The organism is Halobacillus sp. GSS1 (genome assembly GCF_017307035.1).
Taxonomy (GTDB): Bacteria; Bacillota; Bacilli; order Bacillales; family Halobacillaceae; genus Halobacillus; species Halobacillus litoralis.
The window spans coordinates 50,552-67,154 of record NZ_JAFLHE010000006.1 but is presented as its reverse complement, the minus strand read 5'-3'; the positions used below and the strand labels follow the sequence as shown (position 1 = coordinate 67,154).

The following is a 16,603-nucleotide window of genomic DNA, read 5'->3' as shown; positions in this document are numbered from 1 at the left end:
ACTCCTTATCCAAACAAAATTTCCATAATCCGCTTCTTCGTTTTACTTCGATTCGACATTTCCTCCAGCCGATCTAGAGGGATGTACAATTTATGATCCGTCCTTTTTTTACCAGAAATCGATTCGACAATATCAGAAAGCCTGGATAGTTCCTTCAGCTCGTCATTTGGCTGCAGCAGATGAATCGGCAGCCTCTCCCCTTCTTCACCCGGGCGGTAAAAGTCATAGGGAAGGTCTGAACTTGAATCAACGACTAAATAATAATCAGGATTCAAACCGGCTTTTGTGAACAGTTTATATAGCTCCATCCATTCATTCATCTGCGAATTCGGATTGAACTCGATGTATTTAAAAAGTTTACGGTTCACGAAACGGTGGCATAAATCACTCAACACCTCGTCTTCCTCTTTCATCCACGTTTGGAAGTAATAAAGGACGACCGCTTCATCCAGCGCCAAATATTCTTCAAGTGACGGCTCACCGGAAAAGAAGGACAGGAAATGCTCTGGTTTCAACTTGAAGCTGTATCCTTCTTCGTACAATTCCTTCGCACGGTGAAGTATTTTAGTTAAAATGACTTCTGCACTTCTCGTTACAGGATGAAAATAGACCTGCCAGTACATTTGGTAACGACTCATAATGTAATCTTCGATGGCATGCATGCCGCTCTCTTTGACCACGACCTGATCTTCCATCGGCCGCATTACCCGAAGAATCCGTTCCATGTCAAAATGTCCATAGCTGACCCCTGTGAAATAAGCATCCCGCTGCAGGTAATCCATTCGATCCGCATCAATTTGACTGGATATTAAGCTGACGACGAGCTTGTTTTCGTAGGTCTTGTTGATGACGTCGGCTACTTTTTTAGGAAAACCTTTTTCAACTTTACTGAGGACCTGGTTCACTTCGGTATCACCCAGTAAAATCGCCTGGGTGAAATCTTCATGATCAAGCTTGTACACTTTTTCGAAGGAATGCGAAAAAGGTCCATGACCAAGATCATGCAAAAGTGCAGCACAAAGACAAAGCAGCCGTTCCTCCTGATTCCAGTTCGGACGGTCTTTGAAGTTCTCGATGATCCTTCTTACAATCTCATAAACACCTAAGGAGTGGTTGAAGCGGCTGTGTTCGGCTCCATGAAACGTCAAATAAGAGGTGCCGAGCTGTTTGATTCTACGGAGCCTCTGAAATTCGGACGTTCCGATCAAATCCCAAATCACCCGTTCTCGAACATGGACATAACGATGTACGGGGTCTTTAAAAACCTTTTCTTCACTTAACTTCTCATCACGATAGGCCATCATTTTGTCCTTTCTACACGACATTTTTATCTATTATATACCTTAAATTACGACAAAAAAACATCTTGACAGACAGAAATTGACAGGTACCCAATTTAAAACCTGTCTATAGCGCTCTAACATTTCATATGAATTTTTTATCCAACAGAGAATTTTACAAGCGATCCTCCATTCATGCAAGAGGCGACTTTTGGTATAATGGACGTTGCTACCCGAAAAGGAGAACGAATGCTATGAATGAACTACATCCATTATTAAAACCAGATACGTATCGCTTCATAGACCAAAGCAATTTAGGTCCAGGATTTTCTGCTCTACAGTCTTTTGCTATGGACGATGCGTTATCCATAAGTGTCGGTGAACGCATCAGCCCGACAACGGCAAGGCTCTGGGTCCACCACGATACAATCGTACTCGGAATTCCCGATGCCCGCCTTCCTTATATAAAAGAAGCCATCCAACATTTGAAATCGAACGGTTATGATGTGATCGTCCGTAATTCCGGAGGACTTGCCGTTGTGTTGGATGACGGCGTTTTGAACCTTTCCCTCATCTTCCCTGATTCTAAACAGGTAAATATCCACGACGGCTATGAAGCGATGGTTTCGTTTATACGCCAACTCTTTTCCGATTTGACGGACGGGATTGAAGCTTATGAAATCACGCAATCCTATTGTCCTGGAACCTATGATTTGAGTATTGATGGTAAAAAGTTCGCTGGTATTTCCCAACGCCGGGTCAAAAACGGATCCGCAGTCCAAATTTATCTTGACGTAAGTGGCAGCGGGGCAGAACGCGCCGCTCTTTTGAAACGGTTCTATGAACTCGGCAGGCGCAGTGAAGAAACACGCTTCAGCTATCCTGATATCGATCCAGACGTTATGGCATCTTTAAATGAATTACTGGGGACGAACCTCAGCGTTGCCGACGTACGTGACCGTATCCTGATAAAATTACATGAACTTTCCGGTCACCTTGTCACCCACGCTTTAGAAGGAGACGAAATCGACTGGTTTCATAAGCGGTTTGAGCAAATGATCAAACGAAACGAAAAAGCGCTCGACAACCTGGAATAAGGATGTCGAGCGCTTTTCTATTTCTTCTACCAGGTTGAGCAAAAAAGCTCGCTGGACGTTGTCCTCGAGCTTTTCCTCTTCCTTATAGAGCTTGAGCAGCAGTAATGATGGCGAGCTTATACACATCATCAGAATTACAGCCACGGGATAGATCGTTTACCGGCTGGTTCAAGCCTTGTAGAATCGGACCGACGGCATCAAAGTTACCCAGGCGCTGGGCAATTTTGTAACCGATATTCCCTGCTTCAAGACTTGGGAATACAAACGTGTTCGCTTCACCCATTAATGGAGAATCCGGCGCTTTTTTCTCTGCTACCGATGGAACGAACGCCGCATCAAATTGGAATTCACCATCAATTAATAGGTCATTATTTTGTTCTTTGGCGATCTCAAGCGCTTGTGTCACTTTCTCCGTTTCAGGGGACTGAGCAGATCCTTTCGTTGAGAAGCTTAACATAGCAACTTTTGGATGGATGTCGAATAGCTGAGCTGTTTCTGCACTTGCCAAAGCGATTTCTGCTAAATCCTGACTGTCAGGGTTGATGTTGATGGCACAGTCAGCAAAGACATATTTCTCTTCGTCACGAACCATGATGAATACACCGGACGTTTTCTTAATACCAGGCTTCGTTTTAATGATTTGAAGAGCTGGACGAACAGTATCCGCTGTTGAGTGAGCGGCACCACTCACAAGACCATCTGCTTTGCCCATGTAGACAAGCATGGTACCAAAGTAGTTTCCACCTTGAAGGATTTCACGTGCTTTTTCTTCTGTCGCTTTTCCTTTACGGCGCTCAACAAAGCTTGCGACCATTTCATCAAACTCATCGTAGTTTGCAGGGTCAAGGATTTCCGCTGCAGAAATATCCACACTCAATTCAGAGGCTTTCTGTTCTACTTTTTCTTTATTACCGACTAATACAGGTGTCAACATTCCGTCAGCACCCAATTGACTTACTGCTGTCAGGATTCTTTCATCTAAAGCTTCTGGAAATACGACTTTCTTGCCTTTTCCATCAATTTTAGATTTCAACGTATCAAATAGGTTACTCATGATTAACCCTCCATTTTTTCATTCTGTTATACATGATAAGACCTTTTGTGTTTAAATGAAAGTGGTTCGAACCAAGTTTTCCGTTTGAAGCGATTTCATTTTATAACTTTACCCTATTTCTCTATAGATGATACTTCTTAAACTGTTCACTCTTTTGTCATACCCGCATCGTTATCTATCCAAATGTAAATGTGTTATATTTATGGAGGATGTTTTATTAGTACAATACTTCAATGTAAAAGGAGCGATCGATCCCATGCCAGAAGCAGTAGTTACCATGGACGGCTGGTATTGTCTGCATGATTTTCGTTCTGTCGACTGGACAGCATGGAAGTATGCATCAACCGAAGACCGTGAAGAAGCGATCAATGAATTCAAAGAATTGATCGGTCAATGGGAAGAAACAGAACGCAGCAAAGAAGGTAGTCATGCTTTATATACAATTGTCGGTCAAAAAGCAGATTTCATGATGATGATTTTACGTCCGACAATGGAAGAGCTGAATGAAATCGAAACGACCTTCAATAAATCTAAACTGGCAGAATTCACAAAGCCTTCCTATTCGTACGTCTCTGTCGTAGAGCTTTCCAATTACATGGGGAATGCGAGCGAGGATGATCCTGAAATTCAAGCGCGTCTGCGCCCTACTCTTCCGAAGTGGAATCACATTTGTTTCTACCCGATGGACAAGCGCCGTCAGGGTAATGACAACTGGTATGTCCTTGAAAAAGATGAACGTGCCAAACTCATGTATGCCCACGGAATGACAGGACGCCAATACGCCGGAAAAATCCGTCAGATCATTACCGGTTCCATCGGTTTTGATGACTGGGAATGGGGCGTTACATTATTTGCTCATGATGTGCTTCAGTTCAAAAAGCTCGTATATGAAATGCGCTTTGATGAAGTAACTTCACGTTATGGCGATTTTGGATCTTTCTATATTGGAAACATCCTCAAGCCAGACGCTGTCGAACAATTTTTACAAGTTTAAAGAAAAAAGCTGCCAGCTCATCTGGCAGCTTTTTTTATACCCAATATCCCCCACTAACTCTCCCTTTTCTTGAAGACTCAGTTTCGAGACTTTTGTTAGGTGGATGGGGCTGCGGGGAATAGCTCGCTTTCCGCGGGAGCGCGGTGAGCCTCCTCGGACTGCGTCCTGTGGGGTCTCACCATGCACTTTTTTCCCGCAGGAGTCTCACCATTCCCCTCCGCCCCTTTGCTATATCAGTGTCTCGAAACCACTTCATGAATAATCAGCTATTCTATTTGATGAGAGTATAAGGATAATACTCCCAAGCCGAGGTACTTGAACCCTGAAAGCTTGATACAGAGCGTTTTATGCCTACAACAACCGGGATAGTGGAAGACCATCCAACTTTGGTGAAGGGGATCGTTTACCCCCTCTTTGAATGGGGATTGGGAAGCTGGGAGACTTCCGTGGGACAAAGGAGATCGGCGAGATCCCGCAGGGCGTAGCCCGAGGAAGCTCGGCACTCCCCCACAGGAAAGCGAGTAGCTTCCCAACCACCCCTGACGCCCAACCCTGGCAACGAACCCCGGAAAGTCTCGAAACTGAGTCTTCAAGAAACCTGCCATATTGTTGAAGAACAGTAAAAGGACTATCCCTTCTAGGGAGGTCCTTTTTTGTTGTCCATCAGAAAATATTTTTAATCATATCTCCCCGGGCGTCCAACATATAGTGTTAAAGAACATGCAATCATGCCTTTATTAAAGTGAGGTGACCGCATGGCCGTTGTCCCCTTCGAGCAGGCCGATGGGAGATTATTATCGATACTTATGAGGACAAAGGCTGAAGGAGAAGGTAAACGAGGCATGCTTATGGTCGGAAATACAGAAGTCAACCGTGTGCGAGGAGATGGCACTGCTTTAAGGCTGCTCACTAGGGCTAGTTCTACCACAGGGCTCAGGAAAAAGACAAACGGCTTGCAAAAAGGACGATCAACGGTGAGCGGTTCCACCCTGCCACGAATTCACTTTGGTTTGTCAAGCCTTCTTCAGACTGCCGAGCTCAGTGGTTTGGGTCCAATCAATGGAATACGGGCAGGTTCAAACCCCACTGCTTCTATTCTCCGTCTCGGTCTGTCTGTCCTACTGTTTATTAATTCCAATAAGGAGTGATTGAATTGGCACAAAAGAAACCGCAAATGGGCGGGCAAGGTCAGGGACAGCCGATGTACGGCGGCCAATCCTCCCCCTATTACGGCCAAAACCCGTATATGAATTACTATCCGGTTTCACCAATGCAAGGCCAGGGAACCCAGCCTCCGAGTCAACAAGGTGGCTTTCAATTTCCGCAAATGCAGCAAGGACAATCTAAAGGGGGCGTCAATCCCCCGAATATGTTACCTTCTGAAGAATCCTACATTGAAAATATTTTACGGCTGAATTCAGGGAAACCTGCAACCGTATATATGACTTTTGAAAACAATGACCAGTGGAACGCTAAGGTTTTCAAAGGCATTATTGAAGCCGCAGGAAGAGACCACATCATACTTAGCGATCCTCAAACCGGGAAACGTTATTTACTCTTGATGGTTTACCTTGATTACATTACATTCGACGAGGAAATCAACTACAATTACCCCTTCGGCACCGGCCAGGGTATGACCAATCCTCAATCCCGTTAATGAAGCAAAAAACTCGCTATTTCGGTAGCGAGTTTTTCATTTCCATATTCAAAAGTAATGGCTAAACGCCAAAAGAAAAGGGTGTACAAATGCGACCTCCATATGAGAGTTACCAAAGAGCCCAGTTAGGTGCCCTTTTGTTAGCTGTAATCCTTGCCGTGGTCGGTTTATTTCAGCTCGAACACCAATGGATCATCTTACTCATGTTCTACGTTCTAGCCGGGAGCTTCGCCTTGGAAGGGATGCTCGAGATGAAACGCCAGCAAAAAGTAAATGCCATCATTCAACTTTTGAGGGCGGTTATTCTTCTGTTTTTCACGACCATCCTCTACTTCTAGTATTATAGATTCTTAATAATCGCATAACCCAGCAAAATCCAGCCGATCAAAAATGAAAGGCCACCGAACGGAGTTATCATAGCAAATACTTTAATTCCAGATGTCGCATAGATGTAAAGACTTCCGGAAAAAAGAAGAATTCCGACTAAGAAAAACCAACCTGCACCCGTCATAGCACCGGCCTGGATTTTGCTCATCAATAGAGCTGTGACAAACAAAGCCATCGTATGGAACATTTGGTAATCAACGGCTTTCCCCCATTGATCCAATCCTTTTTCGGAGACTTTGCCTTCGAGTCCATGAGCCCCGAAGGCACCTAAAGCGACAGCTGAAAATCCATTAATGACGGCTAAAATTAAAAATATCTTCATTTCTTCTCCCCCTTAAAAATCGAAAATGGAAGAGCCATTGGCCTCGTCATGATCGATTTTCGTTTCTTTATTCTCTTTCTGGACGGGCTCAGGATTGCCTGCTCCCATCATCTTGCGTATTTCTTCAACGGTTGGTTCCTGGGCTGCAGCCGGTGAAGTTTGCGTGCTTGTCTCCTCTTCCAACAGTAAATCAGCAAGCAATTTAACTGAACGCACATGCTCCCTCACTTTTTGCCCATCTCCATGCTGGAGCATCGCTTCCTGTATCTCACTAGACATCTTTTTCAAGACCGTTTTGTTGGTGATTGCCATAAATCGTTTTCTCCTTTTCCATAAAAGATGGTTCTCTGTCGTAGTTTAACATGTTCCCCTCCCCCCTGTCCTTTTCTCTTCAGCAGTTTCATCAAATGTTAAAAAGTTACCTTGCAAAATCCCTCTAACCAATATTCCAAATAAGCCCCCTTTTGTGGAAGACTCAGTTTCGAGATGTTTCCAGGGTTCGTTGCCTAGTTAAGCGTTAGGGGTGGCTGGGAAGCAACTCGCTTTCCTGTGGGGGAGCGCCGAGATTCCTCGGACTGCGTACTGCGGGATCTCGCCTACCTCCTTCTCCCACGGGAGTCTCGCAGCTTCCCAACCACCCCATTTGTGGAGAAGTGGAACGAACCCCTATACCGAGAGTGAGTGTCTCTTATTCCTATATCCTAAGTAGGCATAAAACGCTCTATATCAAGCCTTAAGTTCTGGCAGCCCGCAGTAAAAAATTTTATATGATTCATTTCTCTTCATTATTCAAGGTGATCTTTTAGAAGTGGTTTCGAGAATCAACCTAGGTAAAGGGCGAAGGGGAGTGGCGAGACTCCTGCGGGAAAAAAGTGCTTGGTGAGACCCCACAGGACGCAGTCCGAGGAGGCTCACCGCGCTCCCGCGGAAAGCGAGCTATTCCCCGTAGCCCCCGTCCACTCAGCATAAGTCTCGAAACTGAGTCTTCAAAAAACCTGCCATATTCTTTAGTAAGTAGCTATGATAATTCAAGCATGTAAAAAAGAACCCCGACGGGTGGTCGAGGTTCTTAAGTTTTGAAACTATAGGGAGATGACTCCGATTTGGTTTAAGAAGATGACAATGATCATGATTGGCGCTACGAACTTGATGATTGTAAACCATACGTTGCCAAGCATCCCATTTTTCATATCCGTAGCTTCCAATGCTTCGGATTTTTTGAAGTACCAGCCTACAAGAAGGGCCATGGATAGGCCTCCAAGAGGAAGCAGGATATTGGAGGCGATATAATCCATCGAGTCAAGGATATTCAAGTCTCCAATCGGTGTGACGCCGGACCATAAGCCAAAGCCTAGGGATACGCCAATTCCGAGCACAAACATAATCGATCCTACCAACACACTCGTAGCAAATCGCGTCCAACCAAAAGCTCTCATAAAGTAAGCGGTCGGTACTTCCAGAATAGAGACAGATGATGATAAGGAGGCTAAAATCAAAGCGAAGAAGAACACCAGCCCGATTATTCCGCCAAACGGCATCTGCTCAAAAATACTTGGTAGTGTAATAAATACAAGCGGCGGGCCTGAACTTGGGTCAATACCAAAAGCAAATACAGCTGGGAAAATCACCACACCTGATATCACGGCGAAAAAGGTATCCATGATGCCTATGCCAAGCGTCGCACTCGGTAGCTTGTTTTCTTTTTTCAAATAACTACCGTACGTCAGCATGGCTCCCATTCCAAGGCTTAAGGAGAAAAAAGCCTGCCCCAAAGCCGCTATATATATGGAAGGATTACTAAACGCCGTCCAGTCCGGCTGGAATAAGAATTTCAAACCTTCTGATGCCCCATCCAAAGAAAGGCTGAAGAACGCAAGACCAATTAAAATGATGGCCAGTAAAGGCATGAAAATTTTGTTCGCCGCTTCGATCCCTTTCTTAACACCGCTCAATACAATAACAATCGTCAGAATCATGAAGAGTGCCGTCCAGGCAATCGGATGCCATGAGTGGCTGATAAATTGACCAAAAGCGCCATCATAACCAACTTCAGGCGAAGTAAAGAATGAACCATTGATATAATTCCAGAAATAAAAGATCGCCCATCCTGCTACTACAGCATAAAACCCTAAAATCAAGAAAGCACTGGCTATACCAAAGAACCCAGTCAAAAACCAGGGTGTCTTAGGTGCAAGCTTTTGGAATGAGCCGACAACATCGCTCTCTGCTTTCCTTCCAATACTAACTTCAGTCAATAACAGGGGTACGCCAATTAAGAGTACAAATAATAAATACAAGATTAAAAAAGCGCCTCCGCCATTATTACCTGCTACGAAGGAGAATCTCCATATATTTCCGAGTCCGACAGCTGACCCCATTGCGGCAAGCATAAAGCCCAGCTTCGTCCCCCATTGTTCTCTCGCCATACTTTCTACACTCCTCTCACTCATTCACCTTTTTCAGCCGCTCTCTATTGTATTCGGCTTAGTGAAATATTCATCAGCATACCATAGAATAAGCGAGTGTACATACATATTCTGAAATTTCATTTAATTTACAGTCGGTAATCAATCATGGAGGGGTTCCCGGCTTTATTATTCTTCTTTTTTTGGTTCTTTTCAGCAAATTGCAAGCATTCGGAGCCCGTCGATTTCAAAACAAATGCGGAGGGCATTTCTTTCGTTTTGAAACCGTAAGCCTCGCAAGCTCTCGGAAATGCCGGGTTCCATGTTGTACGAAAATGCTTGCAGCGAAAGCAATTGATCTTTTTCATATCGACCCTCTCTTCAGCCAAATGATATGGTAGAATCATAGCACAGCTAAAGCCCGTTCTCTAGGAGGCTATTATGGAAGCATGGTTCAGTGAACGAATTGACCAAACCTTTATTACATTCGGAACCAGCCATACATGGATGCTCTCCATTTACTTGGTGGTTTCTATCGGTATCCTTGTGATGCATCAAACTTTAAAGAATTCCAATGTACTACATAACCTTGTGCGTTTCAGTCTATTATTGTTGTTAATCCTTTCTGAGATCAGCTATCAAACCTGGACGATCATACACGGTCTTTGGATGGAAGGGAGCCATCTCCCCCTGCATTTATGCGGAATTGCTTCTTTATTGGGGGTGGCCGCACTCCTTACCTATCATCCGAAACTAATTAAAATCACTTTTTTCATAGGTATTCTGCCAGCAGCCATTGCCTTAATCACTCCCGATATTCCTCATGGATATGAGCACTTCCGCTTTTGGAAGTTCTTTGTGCATCACATGGCTATCTCCTGGACCAGTCTATTTTTGATTGTATCGACAAAAGTCACGATCAGGGGTAAAGACTTGTTGGAAACCTTCTTCTACTTAATCATATACAGTGTGTTCATCTTCATTTTCAATACTTTTTTCCAAACCAATTATCTGTACTTGAAGGGTCCTCCCATTGCCGGTACTCCTCTTGATTGGATGGGAGATGGGGTCCTGTATTATATCAGCCTGGTTCTAACAGCCTTCTTTGTTTTTTCCCTTATGTATTTCCTTTACAAGCTCATCAAGAAAACTAGATAGCCTCTTGTTATTCAATATAATGGCAGGATTGTTGAAGACTCAGTTTCGAGATGTTTTTGAGTGAATGGGGCTGCAGGGAATAGCTCGCTTTCCGCGGCAGCGCGGTGAGCCTCCTCGGACTGCGTCCTGTGGGGTCTCACCAAGCACTTTTTTCCCGCAGGAGTCTCGCCATTCCCCTCCGCCCCTTTGCCAAGGAAGATTCTCGAAACCACTACTTGAAAATCAGCTTCTATGGTTATGGTAAGTGGATGATATGTACTCTACCCAATGGACATTTAGGAAACGTAAATGCTTGATACAAAGCACTTTATACCTGCCTTGGTGGGGATAATTAGAGTCTTACTTATAAGTACAGGGGTTCGTTTTCTCTTACATGATATGGGGTGGTTGGGAAGCTGCGAGACTCCCGCGGGAATGGATGGGCTGGAGAGACCCCGCAGAGCTTTAGCTCGAGGAGGCTCTCCGTCATCCCCGCAGGAAAGCGAGTAGCTTCCCAGCCACCCCTGACGCTCATCATAGGCAACGAACCCCGAAACATCTCGAAACTGAGTCTTCAACTAAAGGGAGCTTATCTGTAAAGGTGGCTTTGATATCAGAATAGGTAGGGTGCATAGACGATGAGGATGATGAGTACCCAGATGACATCGACGAAGTGCCAGTAATAGTTGAAGATCTTGTGTTTTTCTTTGAATAAAGACTTCGGCATCGTCTGCTTGAGCTGGACCATTAAAAGAATCATCCATACCAGCCCAAACGCAACATGTGACGCATGAAGCCCAACGAGTACATAAAAGGAAGCAAGGAAGTTGTTCATCGTAAGGGTGTAGCCTTCACTCCAGTACTTGTAAAATTCATGAACTTCCAACCCCATAAAAATGCTCCCGAGCAGAAAGGTCGTACCCAGTCCAATCCAAACCTTAAGCCGGTTCCAATTTTCCAATCCACTCTCCGCTATTAGTAATGTACCGCTGCTTGAAAGGAGGAAAACGGATGTTAATACGACGGTTCGGAGCTCGTACACTTCTGCAGGATCCGCTCCCCGAGATGAAGGGGTGTAAAGGATATAGGTAGCGAACAACGTTGCAAACATGATGGCTTCGACAACTAAGTAGAGGAAGAAACCGAGTCGTTTGTCATTGAATAACACCTCCGACGTCTGTTTCATGACTCTTCCTCCTTTCGATACACAGCTTTCCTTTCATCATTAAACACACGGTGGATAAAGAAACCCAGTGCAGCGATTCCACCTATGATCTGCATCCAAACCCATCCATATATAAAACCCACACTCATGACAATCAAAACACCTGCAAGCAGAACAGGAGCGACCGTTTGAATAGCGATAGGAGAAGGTCTGGCCTCTTTGGATTCTGGCAGCCTCTTCCTTTCTACTTTGCTGTACCAGTAAGCATCGATAGAATTGATTTGCGGAACAGGATGAAATGGATGTTCAGGCGCCGGTGATCCGACGGTCCATTCCAATGTCCGTCCGTCCCACGGATCCGCCCCCACAGGGTCAGTCAGTCGATGAGTCTTGTACAAATTCCATGCAACAAACAGCATACTCGCTCCCATCAAAAACGCTCCGATCGTACTGACGAAATTCAATAGGAATACACCATCTTCCCACGTATAGGTATATACGCGGCGCGGCATCCCATTTAAGCCCGCAAAGTGCTGAGGCATAAATGTTAAATGAAATCCGATGATAAAGAGCCAGAAATGCCATTTTCCCAGTTTTTCATCAAACATCTTCCCGGTCATTTTCGGATACCAATAATAAATGCCTGCAAATGCCCCGAGAATCGTTCCACCTATCATCGTATAGTGAAAATGGGCAACAACGAAATACGAATCATGATACTGGTAGTCTGCCGCTGCAACGGCCAGCATGACCCCTGTCACTCCTCCAATGACGAATGTAGGGATAAAGCCTAATGAAAACAGCATAGGAGTCGTTATTCTCACTACCCCTTTTCGCATCGTAAACAACCAGTTGAATACTTTGATGCCGGTGGGAACGGCAATTAACATCGTAGTGATGGCAAAAATCGAATTGGCCAATGCACCAAGTCCCACTGTAAACATGTGGTGTGCCCATACCATAAACCCTAGTAATCCAATCAACGCAATCGCAACCACCATGGATGTGTACCCATACACTCTTTTTCTTGAAAAAGTTGAGATGACATCCGAAAAGATTCCGAAGGCAGGCAGAATCAAAATATACACTTCCGGATGACCAAAAATCCAGAACAAGTGCTGCCAGTACACAGGATCTCCGTATTCCCCCAGAAAGAAGCTCGTTCCGTAAATCCGGTCAAACATCAATAACAACAGCGCTATTGTTAAAACCGGAAAAGCAATCATGATAAGAAAAGATGTGACGAGGGTAGCCCAGGAAAATAAGGGCATTCTTGTCATCTTCATCCCTGGTGCACGGAGACGAAAGATGGTGACAATCATATTGATGGCTGTAAAAATTGTACCCATTCCTGAGACTTGGAGGCCGAATATGTAGTAGTTGTTATTAGGGCCAGTCGTGAACGTATCTGTCGCGAGAGGCGCATAGGAAGTCCAACCCGCATTTGGGGCAGCATTAAAGAAGAAAGCCATATTGAAAATGACACCCCCGGCCACAAACAACCAAAAACTGATCGCATTCAAATAAGGAAAAGCCAGATCATTGGCCCCCAATTGAAGAGGTACCGCGATATTCATTAAACCAATTAACAAAGGCATGGAGACGAAGAAAATCATTACTGTCCCATGCGTCGTGAAAACTTCGTTATACTTTTGAGATTGGAAGACCCAAAAATCATTTTCCGGTATAGCCAGCTGGGTCCGGATAAACATGGCATCGATGCCTCCACGGATAAAGAAAACCATGGAAAGCAAAATGTACATCGTTCCAATTTTCCGGTTGTCCGTCGTCGTCATATAATCCCAAACCAATGGCCATTTCCTTCTCGTCGTCAACCACCAAAACAAGGCTGCGCCCAAAAGAATGGTTACAATCCAGGACACCACGATATCTGAAGGAACTTCCCCTATAAAAGGTACGTTCATCCCATTCACCCCACCCTCTCCTGTTTACTCTTCCTGCACCCAGTTCTCAAACGATTCCTGACTCATCACTTTTGTCTCAAACCTCATCAGCGTATGTTCCGCCCCGCAAAACTCTGCACATTTCCCCTGATACGCCCCCTCTACACGTGGCTTAAACGATAATTTCGTCACTTTACCCGGGAGAACATCGATTTTCCCTGATAAGTTCGGAATCCAGAAGGAATGGATGACATCATTTGAGGTAAGGCGGAACTGAACTTCCTGATCTACAGGTAGAACGAGTTCATCATAAGATTCTTTTCCGTTCTCATAAGTGAATTTCCAATTGTATTGCTGGCCGACCACTTCGACAATCATGGCGTCGCCTTTTGATCCTCCCGCTGAACCTGACACTTTCGAGGTTAGGTCATATGTAGCCTTTACCGTTGGAACGGCTAAGATGGCAAGCAATAAAACAGGAACAATTGTCCATGTGATCTCCAGCCACTTGTTCTCCTTTTCATCTGGTGGAATATTAAATTTGGCCTCCCCTTTTTCCCGGAATTTCCTAAGAAAGTAGACGAATAAAACAAATACGATGATCAGCACAAGCATCATAATGCCAAAACTCAGGTAGATTAAGTTCGTCAATGTATCAGCTGTATCGCTTTTTGGATTGAGTACTCTCATTTGACACCCAGTTAAGAAAGCGATTACGAAAAAGGACAATACTCGTTTATTCACCGACTCTTCCCTCCCCTTCGGTTGGAAATCCGTAGATATAGAACTGCCTAGTTATGCTCTATTACCTAATCTTTACAGAACAAAACTCCCTCTCTAAAAAACAGCTTCTCCCCTTCAAGACTTCGTTTAAATATGTGTATGAGAGGATAGTGGTCAGTAAAGCGAGTCACTCCCCAGAATCTTTTCTTCTATAAAAATGAGTTACAACTGCGCTACAACACTGCTATCATACGTATATACATAACCAAAAAGCCTCCGCTTCTGATGAATTCAGAAACGGAGGCTTTTGGTTATCTTCCATGAAGATTTTCAAGTCTTTCTATTCGGGCTTCCAGTTTTTCATACTCCTCTTTTGAGACAAAACCCAGTTCCTTCATCTGGTCCTGAAACCTGGCTTTCGCCTGTTCATTCCATTCTTTATCTTTGCTCTGCCCTTTTGCAATCCACTGGTTCATCCAATTATTGACCATTGTTTTCGCTTGTGAAGGGCTGATTTCTCCGCGCTTCACCATTTCATTGACCATCTTTTCAAAACGTTCCTTGCCACTGATGGCAGCACCTAAACCAAGATGAAACCCTTTCTTCAATAAATCACTCATCCTTCATTCCTCCTATTGTGATGGATGCGCTTCAACATCCTCAAATGATTGAACGAACTTACGAGAAACCCAAGTACACCTACTCCTGATACGATACTCCCGATCCATATCGTCGGGAGGACAGGAACAATCAGTGTGTAATATAAAGAAACAGCACCGATTCCTGCGATTACGAGCGAAAGGAAAGTATAAAATAAATAATATTGATGAAATAAATGGTTTTTTTGATGATAACTCTTCCATTCCCTTTCTTTATCTCCGTCCTCGAGATATTCCACCAGAGCTCGGGGCAGGGATAGAAGCGGTCTGGCCGTCTCTTTCGCGATTTCTTTGTATAAAGAAAAACTGGAAGCTTCCCCTGACATCCATTCCTTAATTACGGGTCTGCCCCACTTAATTAAATCGATTTGAGGATACACACTTGTTAGAACTCCAACGATGATTGAAGTCGCACGCCCTAAAAAGGCATAATCAGCAGGAAGCTGAATCGGCTGTTCTTTCACGAACTCTTGCAAATCGCCCAGCATATCATTCATCATATGCGCATCCAACTTGTCAAAGTTCCCATCCAGGTACATGTCGGTCGTCTGCTTCAAGAGTTTCTTCACTTTTTCTGTGTCTGCATCAGGAAGCAGGAAGTCCATTTCCTGCAGTGATTCAATGACTCTGTCATAGTCATCTAATATGAATCCTTGAATCATTTTACGAATCGAATTCGCATCTTCGTTCTTAATTTCCCCGACCATCCCGAAGTCAATGACAACCACTGTACCATCTTCTTTTAACATCAAGTTTCCAGGGTGAGGGTCGGAGTGAAACATTCCCGCATACAGAAACTGTTCCACACACAAATCGAACAGCGTCCGAGCAATCTTTTCGCGGTCAATGTTATTTTTCTTAATAAAAGATAAGTCCGTAATTTTTGTTCCTTCAATCCATTCCATGACAAGCACACGCTTTGTTGATAGATCGGAATAATAATCAGGGATGTAGACATCTTCAAAATCTGCAAATCTCTTTTTGAAATGATTGCCGTTGTCAAGTTCCATAGTGAAATCCAATTCGTTGCTGATTACTCGGACGACTTCCCGGTATAAAGCAGGCAGATCCGCTTTCTTCCCGTAAACAGTAAATTTATTGAGCATCCAGAAGACGATTTTCAATGCTTTGAAGTCCATCCGGAACGTGTCGCGAACCCGGTATCGTTGGACCTTAACCGCAACGGGGGTACCGTCTTTCAAATGAGCTTTATAAACCTCGCCGATTGACGCTGACGCAATGGAATCTTCCTTGATGTTTGAAAGGTATGCATCGAGAGGTGCATTCCAATCTTCTTCCATGGTCTGTTTCGAATACTTAAATGGAACCGGTTCGACTCTGTCAACGAGCCCCTCTAATTCTTTAATGAAAGATTGGGGTAATAAATCTCCTCTGGAGCTTAAGAACTGGCCGAATTTAATGAGCAGACCACCTAATAGCACGGCCTTCCTGCGGTATTCTTCTGCTTGCTTTGCCAGCATTTCCTCCCATTTCCGTTTTGTATCCTGATCCCAGATCCGGTGTCTTTTTTCAAACCAGAAGATTTGTATAAGAAATTTCAACGCCATCCAGACGATGATGGATATTCTATAGATGGATATGTATTTCAACCGTTTTCCCATTTTCCTCCCCCTCCATACTTCTGTTCTTCATTCTTCCCTTCTCTTATTCTCGTCAATCATGAAAATTCTCACACCAATAAGGATTATATACCTAAAACTTTTTATTCATTGAATTTGTTTCGTGTTACGAAATTCAATACAAAATAACTATTCTAATTTTTTAGAATATTCTTCATAATAAAATATAGATATTTTTA

15 protein-coding genes and 1 pseudogene are annotated in these 16,603 nt (G+C 44.0%); 6 read left to right on the top strand and 10 right to left on the bottom strand.

Going from position 1 to position 16,603, the window contains the following annotated elements:
* Nucleotides 1-5 precede the first annotated feature (5 nt).
* Nucleotides 6-1,301, bottom strand: a complete 1,296-nt coding sequence (locus J0K78_RS13115; RefSeq protein WP_206947545.1) for an HD domain-containing protein — start codon at nt 1,299-1,301, stop codon at nt 6-8.
* A gap of 233 nt (nt 1,302-1,534) precedes the next feature.
* On the opposite strand from J0K78_RS13115, the gene lipL reads away from it, so the two are divergent.
* Entirely contained in the window at nt 1,535-2,377 is an 843-nt protein-coding gene (gene lipL, locus J0K78_RS13110; protein WP_206947491.1) for an octanoyl-[GcvH]:protein N-octanoyltransferase, read from the top strand.
* A gap of 82 nt (nt 2,378-2,459) precedes the next feature.
* On the opposite strand, the gene pta is transcribed toward lipL, so the two are convergent.
* On the bottom strand, nt 2,460-3,431 hold the full coding sequence (pta, locus tag J0K78_RS13105; RefSeq protein WP_206947490.1) for a phosphate acetyltransferase: 972 nt from the start codon (nt 3,429-3,431) through the stop codon (nt 2,460-2,462).
* Between the two features lie 256 nt (nt 3,432-3,687).
* Between pta and hemQ the strand changes: the two genes are divergently transcribed.
* The 4 genes and pseudogenes from hemQ (at nt 3,688) to J0K78_RS13085 (ending at nt 6,420) form a co-directional block, all read left to right on the top strand.
* Nucleotides 3,688-4,425, top strand: coding sequence for a hydrogen peroxide-dependent heme synthase (gene hemQ, locus J0K78_RS13100; RefSeq protein WP_206947544.1), 738 nt, complete (start codon nt 3,688-3,690; stop codon nt 4,423-4,425).
* A gap of 755 nt (nt 4,426-5,180) precedes the next feature.
* A pseudogene (locus J0K78_RS13095) lies at nt 5,181-5,557 on the top strand (cell wall hydrolase).
* Between the two features lie 42 nt (nt 5,558-5,599).
* On the top strand, nt 5,600-6,082 hold the full coding sequence (gerQ, locus tag J0K78_RS13090) for a spore coat protein GerQ (RefSeq protein WP_370551131.1): 483 nt from the start codon (nt 5,600-5,602) through the stop codon (nt 6,080-6,082).
* 89 nt (nt 6,083-6,171) lie between these two features.
* The gene (locus J0K78_RS13085) at nt 6,172-6,420 is read left to right on the top strand and encodes a hypothetical protein (RefSeq protein WP_160910838.1); all 249 of its coding nucleotides are present in this window, start codon (nt 6,172-6,174) and stop codon (nt 6,418-6,420) included.
* Between the two features lie 2 nt (nt 6,421-6,422).
* Here the strand turns inward: J0K78_RS13085 and J0K78_RS13080 are convergent, their stop codons facing one another.
* From J0K78_RS13080 to J0K78_RS13070, 3 genes are all read right to left on the bottom strand, one after another.
* On the bottom strand, nt 6,423-6,791 hold the full coding sequence (locus J0K78_RS13080; RefSeq protein WP_206947489.1) for a DUF423 domain-containing protein: 369 nt from the start codon (nt 6,789-6,791) through the stop codon (nt 6,423-6,425).
* A 12-nt stretch (nt 6,792-6,803) separates the two neighbouring features.
* On the bottom strand, nt 6,804-7,103 hold the full coding sequence (locus J0K78_RS13075) for a YwdI family protein (protein WP_206947488.1): 300 nt from the start codon (nt 7,101-7,103) through the stop codon (nt 6,804-6,806).
* Between the two features lie 770 nt (nt 7,104-7,873).
* The gene (locus J0K78_RS13070) at nt 7,874-9,217 is read right to left on the bottom strand and encodes a sodium-dependent transporter (RefSeq protein ID WP_206947487.1); all 1,344 of its coding nucleotides are present in this window, start codon (nt 9,215-9,217) and stop codon (nt 7,874-7,876) included.
* Between the two features lie 420 nt (nt 9,218-9,637).
* Here J0K78_RS13070 and J0K78_RS13065 point away from each other — a divergent pair, with 420 nt between their 5' ends.
* Entirely contained in the window at nt 9,638-10,354 is a 717-nt protein-coding gene (locus J0K78_RS13065; RefSeq protein ID WP_206947486.1) for a YwaF family protein, read from the top strand.
* 592 nt (nt 10,355-10,946) lie between these two features.
* Here the strand turns inward: J0K78_RS13065 and J0K78_RS13060 are convergent.
* The 5 genes from J0K78_RS13060 to J0K78_RS13040 all read right to left on the bottom strand — a co-directional run bounded on the left by J0K78_RS13060 (nt 10,947) and on the right by J0K78_RS13040 (nt 16,406).
* A complete protein-coding gene (locus tag J0K78_RS13060; protein WP_206947485.1) occupies nt 10,947-11,519 on the bottom strand; it encodes a cytochrome c oxidase subunit 3 in 573 nt (190 codons plus the stop codon).
* Nucleotides 11,516-13,423 carry a cytochrome c oxidase subunit I gene (gene ctaD, locus J0K78_RS13055; protein WP_206947542.1) on the bottom strand — a complete coding sequence of 636 codons (1,908 nt, stop codon included), beginning with the start codon at nt 13,421-13,423 and terminating at the stop codon, nt 11,516-11,518. The genes J0K78_RS13060 and ctaD overlap by 4 nt, the downstream gene beginning before the upstream one ends.
* A gap of 24 nt (nt 13,424-13,447) precedes the next feature.
* Entirely contained in the window at nt 13,448-14,146 is a 699-nt protein-coding gene (gene coxB / locus J0K78_RS13050; RefSeq protein WP_206947484.1) for a cytochrome c oxidase subunit II, read from the bottom strand.
* 290 nt (nt 14,147-14,436) lie between these two features.
* Nucleotides 14,437-14,745: a phasin family protein gene (locus J0K78_RS13045; protein WP_160910830.1), complete on the bottom strand. Its 309-nt coding sequence runs from the start codon at nt 14,743-14,745 to the stop codon at nt 14,437-14,439.
* Complete coding sequence (locus J0K78_RS13040) at nt 14,742-16,406, bottom strand: ABC1 kinase family protein (protein WP_206947483.1); 1,665 nt, start codon at nt 16,404-16,406, stop codon at nt 14,742-14,744. The genes J0K78_RS13045 and J0K78_RS13040 overlap by 4 nt, the downstream gene beginning before the upstream one ends.
* Nucleotides 16,407-16,603 lie beyond the last annotated feature (197 nt).

Excerpts from the sequence above, each read along its gene's own strand:
- ctaD (WP_206947542.1), bottom strand. The coding sequence starts at position 13,423 with ATGAACGTACCTTTTATAGGGGAAGTTCCTTCAGATATCGTGGTGTCC.
- J0K78_RS13085 (WP_160910838.1), top strand. The coding sequence starts at position 6,172 with ATGCGACCTCCATATGAGAGTTACCAAAGAGCCCAGTTAGGTGCCCTT.
- J0K78_RS13045 (WP_160910830.1), bottom strand. The coding sequence starts at position 14,745 with ATGAGTGATTTATTGAAGAAAGGGTTTCATCTTGGTTTAGGTGCTGCC.
- J0K78_RS13075 (WP_206947488.1), bottom strand. The coding sequence starts at position 7,103 with ATGGCAATCACCAACAAAACGGTCTTGAAAAAGATGTCTAGTGAGATA.
- lipL (WP_206947491.1), top strand. The coding sequence starts at position 1,535 with ATGAATGAACTACATCCATTATTAAAACCAGATACGTATCGCTTCATA.
- gerQ (WP_370551131.1), top strand. The coding sequence starts at position 5,600 with ATGGGCGGGCAAGGTCAGGGACAGCCGATGTACGGCGGCCAATCCTCC.
- J0K78_RS13115 (WP_206947545.1), bottom strand. The coding sequence starts at position 1,301 with ATGGCCTATCGTGATGAGAAGTTAAGTGAAGAAAAGGTTTTTAAAGAC.
- J0K78_RS13080 (WP_206947489.1), bottom strand. The coding sequence starts at position 6,791 with ATGAAGATATTTTTAATTTTAGCCGTCATTAATGGATTTTCAGCTGTC.
- J0K78_RS13065 (WP_206947486.1), top strand. The coding sequence starts at position 9,638 with ATGGAAGCATGGTTCAGTGAACGAATTGACCAAACCTTTATTACATTC.
- J0K78_RS13040 (WP_206947483.1), bottom strand. The coding sequence starts at position 16,406 with ATGGGAAAACGGTTGAAATACATATCCATCTATAGAATATCCATCATC.
- J0K78_RS13070 (WP_206947487.1), bottom strand. The coding sequence starts at position 9,217 with ATGGCGAGAGAACAATGGGGGACGAAGCTGGGCTTTATGCTTGCCGCA.
- J0K78_RS13060 (WP_206947485.1), bottom strand. The coding sequence starts at position 11,519 with ATGAAACAGACGTCGGAGGTGTTATTCAATGACAAACGACTCGGTTTC.
- hemQ (WP_206947544.1), top strand. The coding sequence starts at position 3,688 with ATGCCAGAAGCAGTAGTTACCATGGACGGCTGGTATTGTCTGCATGAT.
- pta (WP_206947490.1), bottom strand. The coding sequence starts at position 3,431 with ATGAGTAACCTATTTGATACGTTGAAATCTAAAATTGATGGAAAAGGC.